General features: G+C 62.0%; 14 protein-coding genes and 4 pseudogenes. 14 read left to right on the forward strand and 4 right to left on the reverse strand.

Features of this window, described 5'->3' with window-relative positions; translation table 11 throughout:
* The first annotated feature begins 292 nt into the window (after window positions 1–292).
* The 4 genes from QZ648_RS23070 to istB all read left to right on the forward strand — a co-directional run bounded on the left by QZ648_RS23070 (window position 293) and on the right by istB (window position 3935).
* Entirely contained in the window at window positions 293–724 is a 432-nt protein-coding gene (locus QZ648_RS23070) for a hypothetical protein (protein ID WP_291998419.1), read from the forward strand.
* Between the two features lie 86 nt (window positions 725–810).
* Window positions 811–1806 carry a ParB/RepB/Spo0J family partition protein gene (locus QZ648_RS23075; RefSeq protein WP_169068736.1) on the forward strand — a complete coding sequence of 332 codons (996 nt, stop codon included), beginning with the start codon at window positions 811–813 and terminating at the stop codon, window positions 1804–1806.
* The gene (locus tag QZ648_RS23080) at window positions 1712–3121 is read left to right on the forward strand and encodes an IS21 family transposase (protein WP_248595661.1); all 1410 of its coding nucleotides are present in this window, start codon (window positions 1712–1714) and stop codon (window positions 3119–3121) included. Before QZ648_RS23075 ends, QZ648_RS23080 begins: the two co-directional genes overlap by 95 nt.
* Complete coding sequence (gene istB, locus QZ648_RS23085; protein WP_169068735.1) at window positions 3114–3935, forward strand: IS21-like element helper ATPase IstB; 822 nt, start codon at window positions 3114–3116, stop codon at window positions 3933–3935. The genes QZ648_RS23080 and istB overlap by 8 nt, the downstream gene beginning before the upstream one ends.
* A 458-nt stretch (window positions 3936–4393) precedes the next feature.
* Here istB and QZ648_RS23090 read toward each other — a convergent pair.
* Together QZ648_RS23090 and QZ648_RS23095 are read right to left on the reverse strand one after the other, a co-directional pair.
* Window positions 4394–4984 (reverse strand): annotated as a pseudogene (locus tag QZ648_RS23090) (IS481 family transposase); the annotation flags it as partial.
* A 23-nt stretch (window positions 4985–5007) separates the two neighbouring features.
* Window positions 5008–5670: a recombinase family protein gene (locus tag QZ648_RS23095; protein WP_291998427.1), complete on the reverse strand. Its 663-nt coding sequence runs from the start codon at window positions 5668–5670 to the stop codon at window positions 5008–5010.
* A gap of 376 nt (window positions 5671–6046) precedes the next feature.
* Here QZ648_RS23095 and QZ648_RS23100 point away from each other — a divergent pair, with 376 nt between their 5' ends.
* The 4 genes and pseudogenes from QZ648_RS23100 to QZ648_RS23115 form a co-directional block, all read left to right on the forward strand.
* On the forward strand, window positions 6047–6400 hold the full coding sequence (locus tag QZ648_RS23100) for a tyrosine-type recombinase/integrase (RefSeq protein WP_336511762.1): 354 nt from the start codon (window positions 6047–6049) through the stop codon (window positions 6398–6400).
* A gap of 290 nt (window positions 6401–6690) precedes the next feature.
* A complete protein-coding gene (locus QZ648_RS23105; RefSeq protein WP_169068687.1) occupies window positions 6691–8133 on the forward strand; it encodes an IS1380 family transposase in 1443 nt (480 codons plus the stop codon).
* 236 nt (window positions 8134–8369) lie between these two features.
* Entirely contained in the window at window positions 8370–8807 is a 438-nt protein-coding gene (locus QZ648_RS23110) for a DUF2721 domain-containing protein (RefSeq protein WP_169068686.1), read from the forward strand.
* A 6-nt stretch (window positions 8808–8813) separates the two neighbouring features.
* Window positions 8814–8939: pseudogene (locus QZ648_RS23115) on the forward strand (Tn3 family transposase); the annotation flags it as partial.
* A gap of 115 nt (window positions 8940–9054) precedes the next feature.
* On the opposite strand, the pseudogene QZ648_RS23120 reads toward QZ648_RS23115, so the two are convergent.
* Window positions 9055–9386: pseudogene (locus QZ648_RS23120) on the reverse strand (MerR family DNA-binding protein); the annotation flags it as partial.
* Window positions 9387–9501: 115 nt separating this feature from the next.
* Between QZ648_RS23120 and QZ648_RS23125 the strand changes: the two are divergent.
* From QZ648_RS23125 to ptsP, 3 genes are all read left to right on the forward strand, one after another.
* Entirely contained in the window at window positions 9502–9768 is a 267-nt protein-coding gene (locus tag QZ648_RS23125; protein WP_169068685.1) for a type II toxin-antitoxin system RelB/DinJ family antitoxin, read from the forward strand.
* The gene (locus QZ648_RS23130; protein WP_169068684.1) at window positions 9755–10036 is read left to right on the forward strand and encodes a type II toxin-antitoxin system YafQ family toxin; all 282 of its coding nucleotides are present in this window, start codon (window positions 9755–9757) and stop codon (window positions 10034–10036) included. The genes QZ648_RS23125 and QZ648_RS23130 overlap by 14 nt, the downstream gene beginning before the upstream one ends.
* A 328-nt stretch (window positions 10037–10364) precedes the next feature.
* Window positions 10365–12620 (forward strand): phosphoenolpyruvate--protein phosphotransferase, encoded by a 2256-nt coding sequence (gene ptsP, locus QZ648_RS23135; protein WP_169068683.1) that lies wholly within the window; start codon window positions 10365–10367, stop codon window positions 12618–12620.
* 615 nt (window positions 12621–13235) lie between these two features.
* Here ptsP and QZ648_RS23140 read toward each other — a convergent pair.
* Window positions 13236–14222, reverse strand: coding sequence for a LysR family transcriptional regulator (locus QZ648_RS23140; RefSeq protein ID WP_169068682.1), 987 nt, complete (start codon window positions 14220–14222; stop codon window positions 13236–13238).
* A 402-nt stretch (window positions 14223–14624) separates the two neighbouring features.
* Between QZ648_RS23140 and QZ648_RS23145 the strand changes: the two genes are divergently transcribed.
* From QZ648_RS23145 to QZ648_RS23155, 3 genes and pseudogenes are all read left to right on the forward strand, one after another.
* The gene (locus QZ648_RS23145) at window positions 14625–14840 is read left to right on the forward strand and encodes a hypothetical protein (protein WP_169068681.1); all 216 of its coding nucleotides are present in this window, start codon (window positions 14625–14627) and stop codon (window positions 14838–14840) included.
* Window positions 14841–14941: 101 nt separating this feature from the next.
* A pseudogene (locus QZ648_RS23150) lies at window positions 14942–15133 on the forward strand (hypothetical protein); the annotation flags it as partial.
* Window positions 15134–15198: 65 nt separating this feature from the next.
* Window positions 15199–15618 carry a universal stress protein gene (locus QZ648_RS23155; protein WP_291998420.1) on the forward strand — a complete coding sequence of 140 codons (420 nt, stop codon included), beginning with the start codon at window positions 15199–15201 and terminating at the stop codon, window positions 15616–15618.
* Window positions 15619–15622 lie beyond the last annotated feature (4 nt).

A 15622-nucleotide genomic window follows, 5' to 3' on the forward strand; every position in this document is an offset into this window, starting at 1 on the left:
GTCACCCAGTGAGCCCCTGTTGAGGTCTGCAGCGATTTCCGGAAGCCGAACCTCGTAGCCCCGCAAGCTCGGTCGGCAGGCCACGCCGGTTGGCAACGCAGCAGCGCGCGTAGCTCCGAGTGCCTGCTCTTCTGATTACGCGGTCGAGCCCCCTTTACCGAACACACCGGGTCCGCCCAGTTCACCGGCCGCAACACGTTGCGGCCAGCCCTCGCAAGATCTCCCGCAGCGCGACAGGAACCCCTGCATAGGGCCAATCTTCCCGCACGACGTCGTGTGGGGAGAAACCGTCATGGAGTACCGGCAGTGCAAGGCCTGTCGTCAGCCGTTCCGGCCCCGTCCGCAGAACCCCGACCAATGCTTTTGTTCTGCCGCCGCCTGCCAGCGCGAACGGCGACGGCGTTGGCAAGCGGCCAAACGCCAGAACGATCCCGACTATCGGGATAACCAGAAGCGCGCGCAGAAGGCCTGGGCAGAGCGCCACTCCGACTATTGGCGGACATATCGAGACCAGCATCCGGAATACGTCGCGCGCAATCGTGCCCGGCAGCGGGAACGCGCACTCGGCCGGGCTGGGGTTGCAAAGATGGACGCGTCAAAGACGGAAATAGCCCTTCCCTCAGGCACTTATCGCTTATCGCCGATGATCGACGCGTCACTTGCAAAGATGGACGCGTGGACGGTCGAAATCACCGTTCTTTCAGCCACTTGTCGCGCTCCCTGAGGCACATGCCGCGGCTTGCAAAGAGAGGACTCGATCGCCTTGCAGCGGTCGCCTCGCTAGGCTGGATGCCATAGGAGGTCAACCGCATGGATCAGACGGCCGCTACGGCCCAGACTCTGGATTTGCACCGACTGGAGTTGCGCTACGTCGAGCTTCGCGTGCCGGATACGGCGGCGATCACGCGTCTGGCCCAGTCGATCGCGGTCAATGGCCAACTCGTCCCCTGCATTGCGGTGGCTGGCGAGGGCAGCGCGGCGATTCTGCTCGACGGGTATCGACGCGTTGCCGCGTTGCGGCAACTCGGCAAGGATACGGCCGAGGTCGAGTGCTGGGACGGCGATCCAATACAAGGCCTTCTGGGAGTCCTGGCGCGCACTCGCAGCCGCGCGTTTGTGCCGATCGAAGAAGCGCTGCTGCTGCGCGAATTGCTCTCGATTGGCTCACTGAGCCAGCATGACATCGCCCGCCGATGCGGCCGCGACGTGAGCTGGGTCAGTCGTCGTCTGCAACTGATTACGGCCCTCTCGGACGGTTTGTTGACGGCTGTACGCCAGGGAAAGGTCTCCACCTGGGCGGCGGTGCGGATTCTCGCCCCGTTGGCGCGCGCCAACAGCACCCACGCCGAACAGCTACTGGAGAGTTTGCACACGACGCCGCTGACCACCCGCCAGCTGGCGACCTGGTTCGCGCAGTATCAAGGCGCTTCGCGGACGGTGCGCGAGCGGATGGTCGAGGCGCCGCAGCTGTTGCTCAATTCGCTGACCGCCAAGGCCGACGAGAAGAGCGCCGATCGCCTGCGCGAGGGTCCGGAAGGCGAGGTGCTGGCCGACATCCGCATTCTCGACGCGGTCAGCGCCCGCCTGAGGCGGCGTCTGTACGCCCTGGCGCCCTCGCCAGTGGACTTGCCACCCGCGGTCACCGCCGCGGTCAGCGCTTTGCAACCGGCGCTGGCGGCTCTCCAGTGCCACCTGAGGAAGGGTTACTCCGATGAAATCGCCCGAGATTCGTCAAGCCGTGCAGACACTGCATCAGCAAGGTCTGGCGCTGCGCGAGATCAGCCGGCTGTTGAAGCTGTCGCGTAACACCCTTCGCCGCGTCCTGCGTTCTCCGGCGGCTTCCCCGCCCGACACCGCAGAGGGCGCTCGGCAACCCGCGTGCCCGGCGCCGGTTCGGCTTTGGCTGGTCTCTGCCTTCGAGCGTGCGCGCGGCAATGGGGTGCGCATCCAGGAGATGCTGGCGGCAGAAATGGACCTTCGTCCGGGTTACAGCACGCTGACCCGCTGGATCCGGGAAGCCGATCTGCGCACCCCGCCGAAACGTGCCGGCGCGTATTACTTCGCCCCGGGCCAGGAGATGCAGCACGATACTTCGCCGCATCGCGTGATCCTGGCCGGCAAGCCGGTGACGGCGCAATGCGCGTCATTGATCCTGGCGTATTCGCGGCGGCTCTTCGTTCAGTACTTTGCGCGTTTCACGCGTTTCGAAGCCAAGCAGTTCCTGCTCGAAGCCGTGCGTTTCATGGCCGGCAGCTGCCCGACCTGCGTTATCGACAATACCAGCGTGATCGTCGTCGCCGGGGCCGGCGACGAGGCCGTGTTCGCGCCCGAGATGGTGGCCCTGGCACGTACGCTGGGCTTCGCTTTCCGTGCGCACCCGGTGAACATGCCTGATCGCAAGGGGAGGATCGAAAGACCTTTTTCCTGGATAGAAGGGAATTTCCTGGCCGGCCGGACGTTTCGCGATTTCGCCGACCTGAACGCGCAGGCGCTGGCCTGGTGCGAGAACGTCGCCAATGCCAAACCGAAGCGCGCTCTGGGGGTGGCGCCGAACGCCGCCTACGGCGTCGAGAAGCTTTGCCTGCAGCCGTTGCCGGCGGTGCTGCCGCCGGTCTATCAGGTGGTCGAGCGGGTGGTCGATCTGCAGGGTTTCGTGTCCATTGAGACGAATCGCTATTCGGTGCCCGAACGCTGGGTGGGCAAGGCGCTGAGCGTCTATCTGTATGCCACCGAGGTCAGGGTTTGCCGGGGTGAGCAGCTGCTCGCGGTGCATGCCCGTTTGCTCGGCGTGCGCGATGCGAAGCAGAAGCTCCCTGGGCATCACCCGACCCCGCAGCCCCGGCCGCGCACGCCGCCACGCGAGGCGACCTTGTTGCAGGGGCACGACCCGCTGCTCGATGCGTACGTCGAAGCGCTGGTCCGCCAGGCGCATGGTCGGGGGGTGCGGCCGCTGCGCCGCTTGCTGGAGTTCAAGCGGACTTATCCGCAGGGGCCTTTGCTGGCCGCGGTGGCGCAGGCGCTGCAGTTCGGTCTGTTCGACCTGGGTCGCCTGGAGCGCATGATCCTGCAGCAGGTGGCGGGGGATTTCTTTAATCTCGACGATGGAGGTGATGATGCGTGAGCGTCTGAAGGCTTTGCTTGGGCAGATGCGCTGGTCGGGGATGGCGGCGGTGCTCGATGAGGAACTCGATCTGGCCGAGCGCCAGGGGACGCCGGTTCCGGAGGTGCTCTTTCGTCTGCTCAGCGCGGAAGACGCGGCACGACGGGAGAAGAGTCTGGCTTATCGCTTGAGCCAGGCGCATTTGCCCTGGCCCTGGACTTTGCAGTCGTTTCCTTTTGCGCGGCAGCCGAGCGTGAACAAGGCGCAGGTGATGACGCTGGCCGGACTGGAATTCCTGCGCCGTGGCGAGAACGTGTTGTTGATCGGTCCGCCAGGGACCGGCAAGTCGGGGATCGCGGTGGGATTGCTCCGCGAGGCGTGTCTGAACGGTTATCGTGCGCGCTTCTTCAACGCGCAGGCTTTGCTCGACGCCTTGTATGCTTCGCTCGCCGACCGCTCGACGACGGGGCTGCTCAACCAGTTGTGCCGCTTTCCGCTGATCGCCATCGATGAGCTGGGCTACCTCAATCTGAAGCCGGAACAGGTCAACGCGTTCTTCCGCTTGATGGATCAGCGTTATAGCCTGGGGCTGTCAACGATGATTTCTACGAACCTCGATCTGCCCGACTGGTACGAGCTGTTTCAAAAGAAGCCGCTTGTCGATGCGTTGCTCGACCGACTTCAGCACCGCTGCATCATCCTGCGCTTGAGCGGACCCTCTTTGCGCAGTGAGCCAGGAAGCGCCCCGACGAGCGCGACGGCGGCCGCGACAGCGACGGCTAAACGCTCGGCGTCGAGGAAAGCCGCGCCGCCGGACGAGCCTGCGGCCTCCTGAAGGGGCTACGGCGCCGCTGTTTGCTGGCTCGTCGGCCACCGATCCGCTTGCCGGTTCGTCCGATTCGCGCCTTGGCGGCAGCGACGGGGAAAGCGATCAGTGATTGAAGGACGGCGATCGGGGCGAATTCGACACGCGCAAGTACCGGTCTCCATGGCAGTAAGCGCGATACCGCACTTACTGCCACCCCACAGCGTAGTGCCCCTCCGCTGCGTCAAGGGATGCTTCGCCAGGCTGCAAAAAACCGCAGCCTGCCCTTGACCCAGCTCCGAGGCTTCTCTTCCTCACGCGTCAAGCGTATCCCTTTCCCCTCAAAACAATCCCCGGCGGAGCGCGTCGCCGCGCCGCCGCCAAACCTCGTTCAATCACCGCCTGCATCGCGCAGATTGCCGACTCCTGCGCATCTCCTGGATCCGTTTCAGTGAGCGAAAAAGGGTCAGGTTTCGTGAGCGTCGAGGGTAGGCCACCCCCGAGCGATCGTCGACGACACTGAACAGCATCAGCATAGGCGCACCCTGCCGATCCGGATCGAGCCACGGTGGGGTTTCCAGCTCCTTCAGGTCTGACGGACTCATGTCGAAGTGCCACAGCGCATTTGCAAATTCGGCCTGGAAGCGCACGGCCGGTGGCTCGCGCGTCATGCGATCCCGGTCATAGCCCAGCCGTCGTAGGTGTCGGTTGAGCGTGGATTCCGACAGCCGACCTGGCGGAAGCTTCTCGAGTCCATCCGGCGTCTCAACACCGTACTCAACGAGCAGTTCGAGAATCCGGGCATTCGACAGGCAGCGCCCTTTTTTGTTGGTGGTGCGAACTTTCAGGGCAGCGACGATCTCGCACCAATGTTCGATTTCCACAGCCGGCATGATGCGCGGCTTGCCGCGATCTGCCCGGTGCGCGTCTTTCGGACGCCGATCGCCACGCAGAAGGCGATACAAGGTGGTCCGCGAGACCGCGTACAGGTTGGCCATCGAGTCCATCAACACCAGGCGCTCCGGATGTCGTATCGGCAAGGCCGCTAATCTGCGGCGCAAGGCCACGATCGCCTCCATCGGAACGGCGACACCGGCGCCCACTATGCGCTCCGCTGGACAGCGAATGCCGTGTCTGGTGATTCGTCGCCCGTTTCGGTGCGCAGCAAAGCAGTACCGGCGGCTTTCGGTGAACCATCACCGTTGACGTAGGTGTAAAGCGTGGTCGTCGTGATGCCCAAGCGCTTGGCGACGTCGGCAGCAACGGCCTTTGGATCCGACAGGGCTGCCATCGCCATGGTCAGCATTGCTCGATCCATCTTGCGCGGACGCCCACCCAAGCGCCCACGAGCACGTGCCGCCGCGAGACCCGCCTGGGTGCGCTCGGCGATCAGTTCGCGCTCGAATTCGGCGAAGGCTGCAAAGATGCCGAAGGCCAGTCGTCCATTGGCGGTGGTGGTGTCAATCTGCGCCCCGGCGCCGGTCAGTACCTTCAAGCCGATGCCCCGCACGCGCAAGTCTTCGGCGGTGTTGACCAGGTGTCGAAGATCGCGCCCCAGGCGATCCAGTTTCCAGAGGACGAGCGTGTTACCGGGCTGAAGCGCCTTGAGGCAGGCGATCAAGCCAGGACGCGCGTCATTGCGCCCTGAAGCCAGGTCTTCATAGATGCGCTCGGGGTCGACGCCAGCAACAAGCAGTGCATTGCGCTGCGGAGCTACCGTCTGTGAGCCATCGGACTTCGATACCCTGGCGTAACCGATTAGCAGCACTTCTTCGCTCCGTCAGGAAACAAGGAGCATAGGATGCAATCTTGTGTTGATTTTAGCAACGGGTTTTCTGGTGACCCGTCGGAGCAAAAAACTGCCGCCTGCTGCCCGCCAGAAAACCGACCGTTTTCTTGGCGAGCCCCACTGTGAAATGGCGGATGTGAGCCCCCCGAGCCGCGTAGGAAAGTCGAAATTCATCCAGACGTTCGGTACCGAGATCTCGTGAGCCCGCCGTCGTGACCGTCGGTGCCGCGAGCACGAGTGAGCGTCTCAACAATGTGCGTCCGTCTCACGTAATGTGGTTTGAGAATCACCGAATGTGCGTCTGGAGTCGCTATCCGTCTCAACTAATTTGCGTCAGAAAGCCCCCTTGATTGTGCGTCTGGGCCGACATCATTTTGCGTCGCTACAGCTAACTCGATCCGGCTTCGAGTACATTCTCAACAAATACGTTCAGACGGCCGCCGAACGATATCCCGTGCTTAAGCAACGGCACATCTCGCCGCACAGCCTGAGGCACAGCGCCGCGATGATGGTGTTGCAGGCAACGGGGGATATCCGCAAAGTCTCGCTCTGGCTCGGCCATGCAGACATCCAGACGACCGAAATTTACTTGCGGGCGGACCCAACAGAAAAGCTGGATGCAATGAGCGCCGTTGTGCCGCTCTCACTAAAAAAAGGACGGTTCCGGGCGCCAGACAAACTGATCGCCTCGCTGCGGGGCGCTTGAATATGCTGAGCGATGGGAGCCGACATGGCCGTCAGCACAAGGCTCCCACGCCTGCAATTCTGCATATTCCTGGACTCTGCATATCGCCGAATATGTAGTGCACCGCATATTCGGCGATTCCGGCTTACAACCCCGTACAGCGGCCATTGGGCGCGGCTACCCACAGACAGTGGGTCAGCCGGAAGAGCCGTTCAGGCCATTGCCATTAGCCTGGATGTTGCATAAAGAGGGCGAGTAAGCACGTAAACATTTGATACAATTGGAGTTCTATAGAAACCAGTTCGTAAAAAATGCCTACCACTACTCGCCCAGCCTTGGATTTTACCCCGGAACAACTCCACCTCCCGCCCGCTGCGGGCTTCACGGTTCGCGCCGATTTCAGCGCCGGTGAGGTGTCCTCGGACCTGGGCGCCTTGGTGCTGAGCGCCGTCGATCGTCGCATCGGCCTGATCGATCGCCTGACCGGGGCGATTGCCGATTCCCGCGATCCTCGTTACATCACCCACCCGCTGCGCGATTTGCTGACGCAGCGCGTCTTTCAGATTGCCTGCGGCTATGAGGACGGCAACGACGCCAACGCCCTGCGTCATGACCCGCTGTTCAAGCTGGCAGCCGGGCGGGCACCGCTCGATGCCGAGCAGGCGCTGGCCAGCGGTGCCACCTTCTCGCGTCTGGAGGGCGCCGTGCGACGAAGCGACATCTACCGACTGGCGCAGGCTCTGGTCGAGCAATTCATCGCTGGCTACGCCGAAGCGCCGCGCACGATCACGCTGGATCTGGATCACACCGACGATGCCACCTATGGCCAGCAGGCCCTGTCTTTCTACAATCACCACTACGGCCACCACTGTTACCTGCCCTTGTTGGTGTTCGAGGCCCACTCCGGCGCTCTGGTGAGCGCCGTCCTGCGCCCCGGCAAACGCCCGACCGGCGCCGAGAACGCCATGATCATGAAGCGGGTGCTCACCGTGTTGCGGCGCCACTGGCCGCAGACCCATATCCTGCTACGTGGCGACGGCCATTTCTCCAATCCCGAGTTGATGGCGTTGATTCAGGCCGATGGCAATGCAGATTTCATCTTCGGCCTGGCCGGCAACCCGGTCCTCACGCGCCAGGCCGAGGGCTTGATGAAGAACGTGCGCGCACACGCCGCCTTGAATCGGGCGCTGGCCGCCCGGGGCCTGCGCCCGGCCGCCGCGGCGGTGCGCCATTTCGGTGAATTCGACTACCAGGCGCGCTCCTGGCCGCGCGCCTTCCGGGTGGTGCTCAAGGCCGAAGTCCTGACCGGTAGCGCGATCACGCCTGCCAAGGACAATCAGCGCTACGTGGTCACCTCCTTGCGTGGCCCCTCGCCGCGGACGCTTTACCAACAGGACTACTGTGGCCGCGGCCAGGCTGAGAATTTGATCAAGCAAGTGAAAAGCGATCTGAAATCGGATCGGACATCCGCTTCGTCCTTCCTCGCCAACTTCGCTCGCCTGCTGCTGAGCGCCGCGGCCTACGTTCTGCATCAGCAACTGCGCCACCTGGGGCTGCAAGGCACGCCGTTGGCGACGGCACAGCCCAAGACCGTCATCCTCGCGCTGTTCAAGATCGCCGTCCGCGTCAAACAGTACAAGGACCGGGTGCTGCTGCAGCTACCCAGCAGTTGCCCGCTCAAGGGGCTGCTGGCACAGCTCTGCAAGAGGCTTTACCCCGCCAAGCGGATGCGCCCCATGCCGGCTTCGCCATGAACACGCCACGTCTGGCCCACGAGAGGCAGCCACCCACCCTGACCATCAACCACTTCTCACGCTTCTCCCCGCTTGCGGGGTCGGGGGAACTATCGCCTGGAAATCGAAAAATGCGTAGTCAAGCCCCGGGGGAGGCACAGGGCAGCGTTTGTGCAACATCCGGGTTAGGTGGCTGGTATCAGATTGCATGACCGTCGACCGTATGCACGGTGTTCACAACGGGATAGCATCTGCCCATGCCTGCCCCCCTCGCCGATCTCTCGCACGCCATTCAACTCGCAGTCGCGCCGGTCTTCCTGCTGACCGGAATCGCCACCCTGATCAACGCGATGAACGTTCGCCTGGGACGTATCGTCGACCGCCGACGAGCGATCCGCAAGCGTCTCCAGGACGCTCCAGAGGCTTGTAACTGCGAAGCCGCAGAGCGCGAGCTAGGGTTGCTGAAGCGCCGCGGGAATCTGGTTTACATGGCGATGTTCTGCGAAGCATTTAGTGCGCTGCTGATCTGTCTAGTGGTCGCCGGCGCCTTCGCCGGTACGCTGATCAAAGTCGAGCTGGCGGTCACTGTGGCGGTGACTTTCATGGCGTCCATGGGATCGATGATCATCGGGTTGGGGCTGTTCCTGCGTGAGGTCTACCTCGCAGTGCGCACTGGTACGCACTGGGAGCCGTGAGTGCGGCTGGCCCGCGCCGTGTTCTTCAACCGGCTTGGCGAAATCCGCGACCGCGGCTTCGAGCAACAGCGATACCGGGCCAGCGGCCTCAACCTGGTGACGGCCATCGTGCTTTGGAGCATGGTCTATCTGCGAGTCCCGACGCCTGCCGGCCAATAATTGGGGTCAGCTCACGAAACGGAAAAAATCGTACGATAAGGCATGGCTCGCCCAAGCTCGTCCCCTGCCGACGTTGCGAGACTCCGCTCGCTTCGCCTTGCAGCGATGCGATCAGCGGGCACGAAACATTTCCCTTGCGTGAATGGCAGGCGCACACGAGCTGTGACAGCACGAACTCCATGCGCGCCAGGTCGGCCACAGCTTGGCGCGCACGTCCTGGAGCTTGTGCTCGGCTAGGCGGCTGGCTTCGTCGCAGTAGGTGCCATCCTCCAGCCAAAGCAGCTTGGCGATCTCATCCAGGCTGAACCCCAACCGCTGGGCTGATTTCACAAACTTCACCCGTGCTACATCCGCCCTGCCGTAGCGGTGGATGCTGCCATAGGGCCACGCCGGTTCGGGCAGCAAGCCCTTGTGCTGATAGGGGTCGTCACAGAAAACGGAAAATAAAGCACGGTAAGCAATCTGGCAGAGGCCTCTATTGTAGTCGCCATGTGACTACAATAGAGGCTCTGAAACCGCTTTGAGGGAAGCCGCTATGAGCACCGCCGATACCTATGTCCGCGCTCGCATCGACAGCAAGACCAAGGAACGCGCCGCTGATGCGCTCGACGCAATGGGCTTGTCCATTTCTGACGCTATCCGCTTGCTGATGCTGCGCATAGCCGATGAGCGCCGTTTGCCCTTCGATGTGAAGGTTCCCAACGCCACCACGCGCAAGGCCATTGCCGAGCTTGAGCTCGGGAAGGGCAAGCGGTTCGCCAGCGTTGACGACCTGATGGCAGACCTGCATGCGGACGATTGACCGCGCATCATCCTTCAAACGCGACTACAAGCGCGAAGCCAAGGGACAGCACCGGGCCACGCTCGATAGCGAGTTGAAGCCCGTTCTGGTGGCGCTGGCGACTGACCAGCCGCTTGATGCCAAATGCCGCGACCATGACCTGAGCGGCGATTGGGCAGGCTACCGTGAATGCCACGTCAAGCCAGACCTGCTGCTGATCTACCGCAAGTCGGATGCCGACACCCTCAGACTGGCGAGGCTTGGCTCGCACAGCGAGCTTTTCGGTTGAGCCTGTCCGGGTTGGACTACGCTTCAACTTAGCGTCAGGTGAACGCTCACGTCACGTCAGGACCCCTTTCAGCCTTGTCTGACGTTCCAGGCCCAACGTCTTAGGCTTGAACCTGACAGGTTCGCCGCTAGCGTGCGTTATTTTCCGTTCTCTGAGATGACCCCACGTGGCGGGTTTTGCCGGATCAGCCCCATGGCTATCAGGATTCAAGGGACGCAGCCGGCTGGAAGATGTGTCTTCCCAACCCAAGTTATCATTCCGAAGGCCGAAATACACCATTTGCGGATTCGCACAATCTCTTTGCCGTTTCTCAACGATTGCTAAATACATGCTAGAGAAGCTCCAGGAAATTATGTGGCGCGTGACCGCCGCGGGCGACTTGAACGAAGCACTGGAGATCGTCGTGCGCCGGGTGAAAGCGGCCATGAACACCGACGTGTGTTCCGTATACGTTCGTGATCCCGCATCGCATTACGTGCTGATGGCGACGGAAGGGCTGAACCCAAGTGTGGTGGGTAAAATTCGGATGGCGGCCCACGAGGGCATCGTTGGATTGGTCACGAGACGCCAGGCGCCGGTAAATCTTGCGAATGCGGCTGAACACCCTAGCTACCGCCATTTCCCGGAATCCGGAGAACAGCAGTTGTCCGGGTTTCTGGCGGTACCGCTCGTGCATTTCCGTCAATCCATGGGCGTGCTCGTCGTGCAGCAGAAATCGCAACGCGTGTTCGCCAAAGACGAGGTTGCCTTTCTGTCCACGATCGGCGCGCAACTCGCAGCCACATTGAGCTATGCTGCCCTGGGAAGCCACATTCCGCCGAGTGCACCGGGTCCAACGGGACCGGTTGGACTCATTCAGGGGTTGCCCGGAGCCCCGGGCGTGACGATCGGCACCATTGTCCTGCCGTCCCCGCTGGCAGAACTCGATGCGGTCGCCAACCGCATACCCGACGATGTGGCGCAGGAGGAAGCGAGCTTCAGGTGCGCCGTGCGCAAAACACAGGAGGAACTGCGTGCAAGCGCCGAGCGCATGCAGGGCCGACTGTCCGACGAGACTCGCGCGATATTCGACGTGTACATCCTGATTCTCGGACAGGACGATTTGGTCGAAGAAGTGGTTGCCAGAATTCGCTTGGGGAACTGGGCGCCCGGAGCGCTGAGGGACACGATTTCCGAGCATGCCCGGGTATTCGAACAGGCAGATGACGTCTACCTGCGAGCACGAGCCGAGGACATCCGGGCAATCGGTCGTCGCATCCTGTTGCAGCTGTTGTCCAATGTCACCGCGATCAAACAGTACCCGAGCAACGCCATCCTGCTCGGTGACGAGGTCAGCCTCGCCCGAGTCGCGGATGTGCCCTCTGGACAGCTCAAAGGCATCGTCTGCCTACGCGGCTCCGTGGTGTCGCATACATCGATTCTCGCCCGTGGCCTTGGAATTCCGGCCGTGATGGGTCTCGGGGCACGCAACGTCAGCTCTCTCGACGGCCATCCGATCATTGTCGACGGCTATCGGGGACGCGTGTTCATCGACCCATTGCCCGCCGCGATCCAGGAATACCGGCGCTTGGTCCAACACGAAGGGCAGCTTTCGGTAAAGCTTACTGGTTTACGCGATCTCGAGGCGACGACGACTGACGAGGTTCATGTGGGACTGGGGCTGAACGTTGGCCTGCTGACCGACATGGATGTCGCCGCAAACCTCGGCGTCGACGAGGTCGGGCTCTATCGCTCCGAGTTTCCGTTCATGACACGTGAGACTTTTCCGATGGAAGAGGAGCAGTACGAGATCTATCGCAAGGTTCTTCAGTCGTTCGCACCAAAACCGGTAACCATGCGCACGCTCGACATCGGGGGCGACAAGCCCCTGCCTTACTTCTCTACGACGGAAGAAAACCCGTATCTGGGTTGGCGCGGCATTCGCGTTACGCTGGATCGACCCGACATCTTCCAGCCTCAACTCCGGGCAATGCTTCGCGCGAACGTTGGGTTGAACAATCTGCGCATTATGTTTCCCATGATCGGGCGGATCGGTGAGATCAAAGCAGCCAGGCAGGCGGTCGACCGAGCGCGCCGAGAACTTGGCGAGGCGGGGTTTGAGTGCCCTGCGCCACTGATCGGCGCCATGTTGGAGGTGCCATCGGCTTTGTTTTCCATTCCCACTCTTTCCCGCTATGTGGATTTCTTCTCGATTGGCTCCAACGACCTCACTCAGTATCTGCTCGCCGTTGACAGGAACAATCCCAGTGTCGCGCCTTTGTTCAACCATCTGGACCCGGCAGTGCTCCGTGCTCTGCACCGTGCAATACGTGATGCCCGGCGCTGCGGCAAGCCGGCAAGCGTTTGCGGCGAGATGGCCGCGGATCCTGGTTCGGCGATCCTCCTGCTGGGCATGGGATTGAGAACGTTTAGCATGAACGCATCCGCGCTGCTGCGGATTAAATGGCTGATCAGGAGCTTCTCCAGTCAGCGCGCGAGACAAGTCCTTTACCGCGCCATGCTAATGGAAGATGCCGAAACGGTACGGAACCTGTTGAACGAGGAACTCCGCTGGGCCGGTTTGGGAGAACTCGTTCCGCCGTAAGCACGCCACTTCGATCTGGCGCATGCATAGATGGGCAAGTGAAGAGTTGCCGTGTCGCGGGAGTAAAGGGTGACGGGGTTCACCCTTTAGCCGGTTTCGGTCAAACAGGCTTCGGCGCTCGTGCCGTAGGCGCGATGCTTTTTCATTCACCTGAGCGTCTTGCAAAATTGGCCCTGCAAAGGGTCAGCTCTTCAAGACTGATTTGTCCGCTGCTGGGGCGCCAAAAGGCCGTTGAAAGATTAAAGCGGTTTCAGAGCCTCTCTTGTAGTCGCGACGCGACTACAAGAGAGGCTCTGCCGAATCGCTTACCGTGCTTTATTTTCCGTTTTCTGAGACGACTCCGGCGGGAAGGTATCGAGCGGCAGGTTCGTTCGGTGGTCGATGACGTGATCGAGCGCTATGTGGCACACGGTGTCGAGCCTCCACAGCAGGTCGAGAAACGGGAGCAGCGGCTACGCAGGGCGGTGAAGGTCGGATAACAGACGTGGCGTCATCGCAAGTCGCGCTGCGATGACGCGCTATTAGCTTACTCATGGTCGGTGCGTGAGTGACTCAGAAGGCATCAAGGTGTCCGGTGGCTGCTCGGCGAGGCTCAGCAACAATGCCGGCGGCGTCTTATCGTGCGATTTTTTCCGTTTCGTGAGCTGACCTCCTCTTCAGCGTGGCAAGCACCTCTTGCGCTTTGAACGTCGCTTCTCCCGCCCGATCCCAGTAAGCGTCGGCACCGATGTGTTCGACGAGAAAGTCGATGAACACCCGAACCTTGCTCGGCAGGTGGCGCGTCGGCAGGTACATGGCGTAAACGTAACGGTCGACCGGGATGTAATTGGAGAGCACGGCTAGCAGCCTCCCCTCCTGTAAATCCTTGCCGATGATAAAGGTCGGCAGCAGTCCGAGGCCGAGGCCGCCGAGCACGGCCTGCGATAGCGCCTCGTCGTCGTCGACGTGCAGCGGCCCGTTCACCGGTACCAGCAGATCGCCATCCGGCCCGGAAAACCGCCAGCGCCCCTGCTCGCCTGAGCGCGTGTAGTCCAGGCAGTTGTGCCGGACCAGGTCGGCGGGAGCACGTGGAATACCGCGGTCCCTGAAGTATCCCGGCGTGGCGCATAGCACCCGCCGGACGGGTGCCAGCTTGCGCGCCACCCAGTGCAGCGGCGGTTCACGCGTCACGCGGATGGCGACGTCGTAACTCTCTTCGGCCAGGTCCACCCAGCGGTCAGTGATCGTCAGGTCGATCGCCAGCTTCGGATGGCGTGGTAGAAACTCGGCCAGCGCCGGCGCAACATGCAGCGTGCCGAAGGCGACCGAGGCGCTGACGCGCAGGACGCCTCGCGGTTCGGTATTGAGACTGGCGACGAGCTTCTCCGCCTGCACGGCTTCATCGAGCATGCGCGTGCAATGCTCGGCGACCGCGGCACCAATTTCGGTGAGGCTCAGATGTCGGGTGGTGCGGTTGAGCAGGCGCGCACCCAGGGCTTTCTCGAGTTTGGCAACCGCCTTACTCACGACGGATCGGGACGTCTCCAGGCGTCGCGCGGCCTCCGCAAAACTCTCTGCTTCAACGACCCGGGCGAAGATCCTCATCAAATTGAGGTCGAGCATGGGCTTCTCCTGCGAGCTTCAATCGGAACATCGATTGTATCCTAAATCGATACATTCTGGTGTCCGCACGAGGGCTTATAAGACCCCGCCGGATTGACTAAGATGATCGCAAGGAAGTCGAGCGAGCAGTACTAGCGGCTTTTGACAGAAAGACAAAATGTTGAACTCATGAGGTTTTAGTGTTCCCCGGAAGAGCTTGGCACCGCGCAATGCCGGACCAGGTCAGGGCGACCCGGGCATGAGGTTGAGACACACAATTGTCGTCTTGAGGGAACGTTTGGCGCGCAACGCAGCGCGCGGAAGTCGTCGCGTACGCAAGGTCGTTGAAACACGCGAAGAAGCCATTAGCTTGCCCCGATTGGATGTATGGCTCTTTTTCTGGTTATGGATTGGAGGATGGAAGTGAGCACTGAACTAGTTTCGCCGAACTCGATATTGCGCAAGCTGCATCAGCATACGTGCCTTAACGTGCGCAAGCTGGCTGTGCTGCACGGTGTCGATGCGACCAGCGAAGCGTTGGCCGCCGCCGTCGCCGATCTCAAGCGGCGCGGCCGAATCCGTGCTACCGGTTGCCGTGGCCACCACGCGGCGTTCGTTCTGACGACCTTCGATCTCTGAACTTGGCCTATTTCAAAAGGAGACTGCCATGATGTATTCGATTCCCCAACCGACTTCTGCGAAGGGCCCGTGGAGCCCGCCATCGTTCGGGCCGGTTTGCCGAGCCCAACCTGGAGAAGAAGCCGCTGCTACGCTGGCTGCGCGGGAATCTGCGCATCACGCCGACGTTCCACGGCGAATCCTTCTTCGTCCGCCAGAACGGCCTCCTGTGGGCGACCCCAATGTTTCTCGTGCTGATCGTGATCGAGGCCAGCGATTCGGTACTCGCGGTAGGCAGTATCCCATTTATCTTCCTGCCCCCGTAAGTTGCCAGCGCGACGCCGATGGCCGTCTCGTCGGGCTGGTGTTCGATAGTGCGTTGCCGCTTCCGGCGCCCGTAACGAATCGCTGGCTGGTCGCTGTCGACAGTTCAGACAGCGCGTTGCGCGCGGTCGCCCATGCCGCCGGTCAGGCCAGCACGACGACGGCCTGCGGGCTATACCTTGTGAACGTTCAGCCCTGGCTTAGCGCGGAAGCGGCGGAAGCGGAGCTCGCGCAGCGGGCCTGGCTCGCCACCGCGCGGGCGCGCGCCCTGCTCGACGCAAACAGCCAGCCCTGGCGGCTGCATGTCGTGATGGGCGAGGCCGCCGAGCAAATCATTGCGCTGACCGAGCGGCTCGACTGTAGCGGCATCGTCATCGGCAGCCGCGGACTGGGCGTGACGGAGAGCCTGTTGTTGGGCTCGGTGACCTCCAAGCTCATGCACCTGAGTCCGTATCCGGGAATGGTGGTGCCCTGACCAC

This window comes from Candidatus Accumulibacter sp. ACC012 (assembly GCF_907163155.1).
Classification (GTDB): Bacteria; Pseudomonadota; Gammaproteobacteria; order Burkholderiales; family Rhodocyclaceae; genus Accumulibacter; species Accumulibacter delftensis.

Bases quoted from the DNA above. Each gene is read 5' to 3' on its own strand.
- QZ648_RS23070 (WP_291998419.1), top strand. From the start codon at position 293: ATGGAGTACCGGCAGTGCAAGGCCTGTCGTCAGCCGTTCCGGCCCCGT.
- QZ648_RS23140 (WP_169068682.1), bottom strand. From the start codon at position 14,222: ATGCTCGACCTCAATTTGATGAGGATCTTCGCCCGGGTCGTTGAAGCA.
- QZ648_RS23075 (WP_169068736.1), top strand. From the start codon at position 811: ATGGATCAGACGGCCGCTACGGCCCAGACTCTGGATTTGCACCGACTG.
- QZ648_RS23080 (WP_248595661.1), top strand. From the start codon at position 1,712: ATGAAATCGCCCGAGATTCGTCAAGCCGTGCAGACACTGCATCAGCAA.
- ptsP (WP_169068683.1), top strand. From the start codon at position 10,365: ATGCTAGAGAAGCTCCAGGAAATTATGTGGCGCGTGACCGCCGCGGGC.
- istB (WP_169068735.1), top strand. From the start codon at position 3,114: ATGCGTGAGCGTCTGAAGGCTTTGCTTGGGCAGATGCGCTGGTCGGGG.
- QZ648_RS23125 (WP_169068685.1), top strand. From the start codon at position 9,502: ATGAGCACCGCCGATACCTATGTCCGCGCTCGCATCGACAGCAAGACC.
- QZ648_RS23110 (WP_169068686.1), top strand. From the start codon at position 8,370: ATGCCTGCCCCCCTCGCCGATCTCTCGCACGCCATTCAACTCGCAGTC.
- QZ648_RS23105 (WP_169068687.1), top strand. From the start codon at position 6,691: ATGCCTACCACTACTCGCCCAGCCTTGGATTTTACCCCGGAACAACTC.
- QZ648_RS23130 (WP_169068684.1), top strand. From the start codon at position 9,755: ATGCGGACGATTGACCGCGCATCATCCTTCAAACGCGACTACAAGCGC.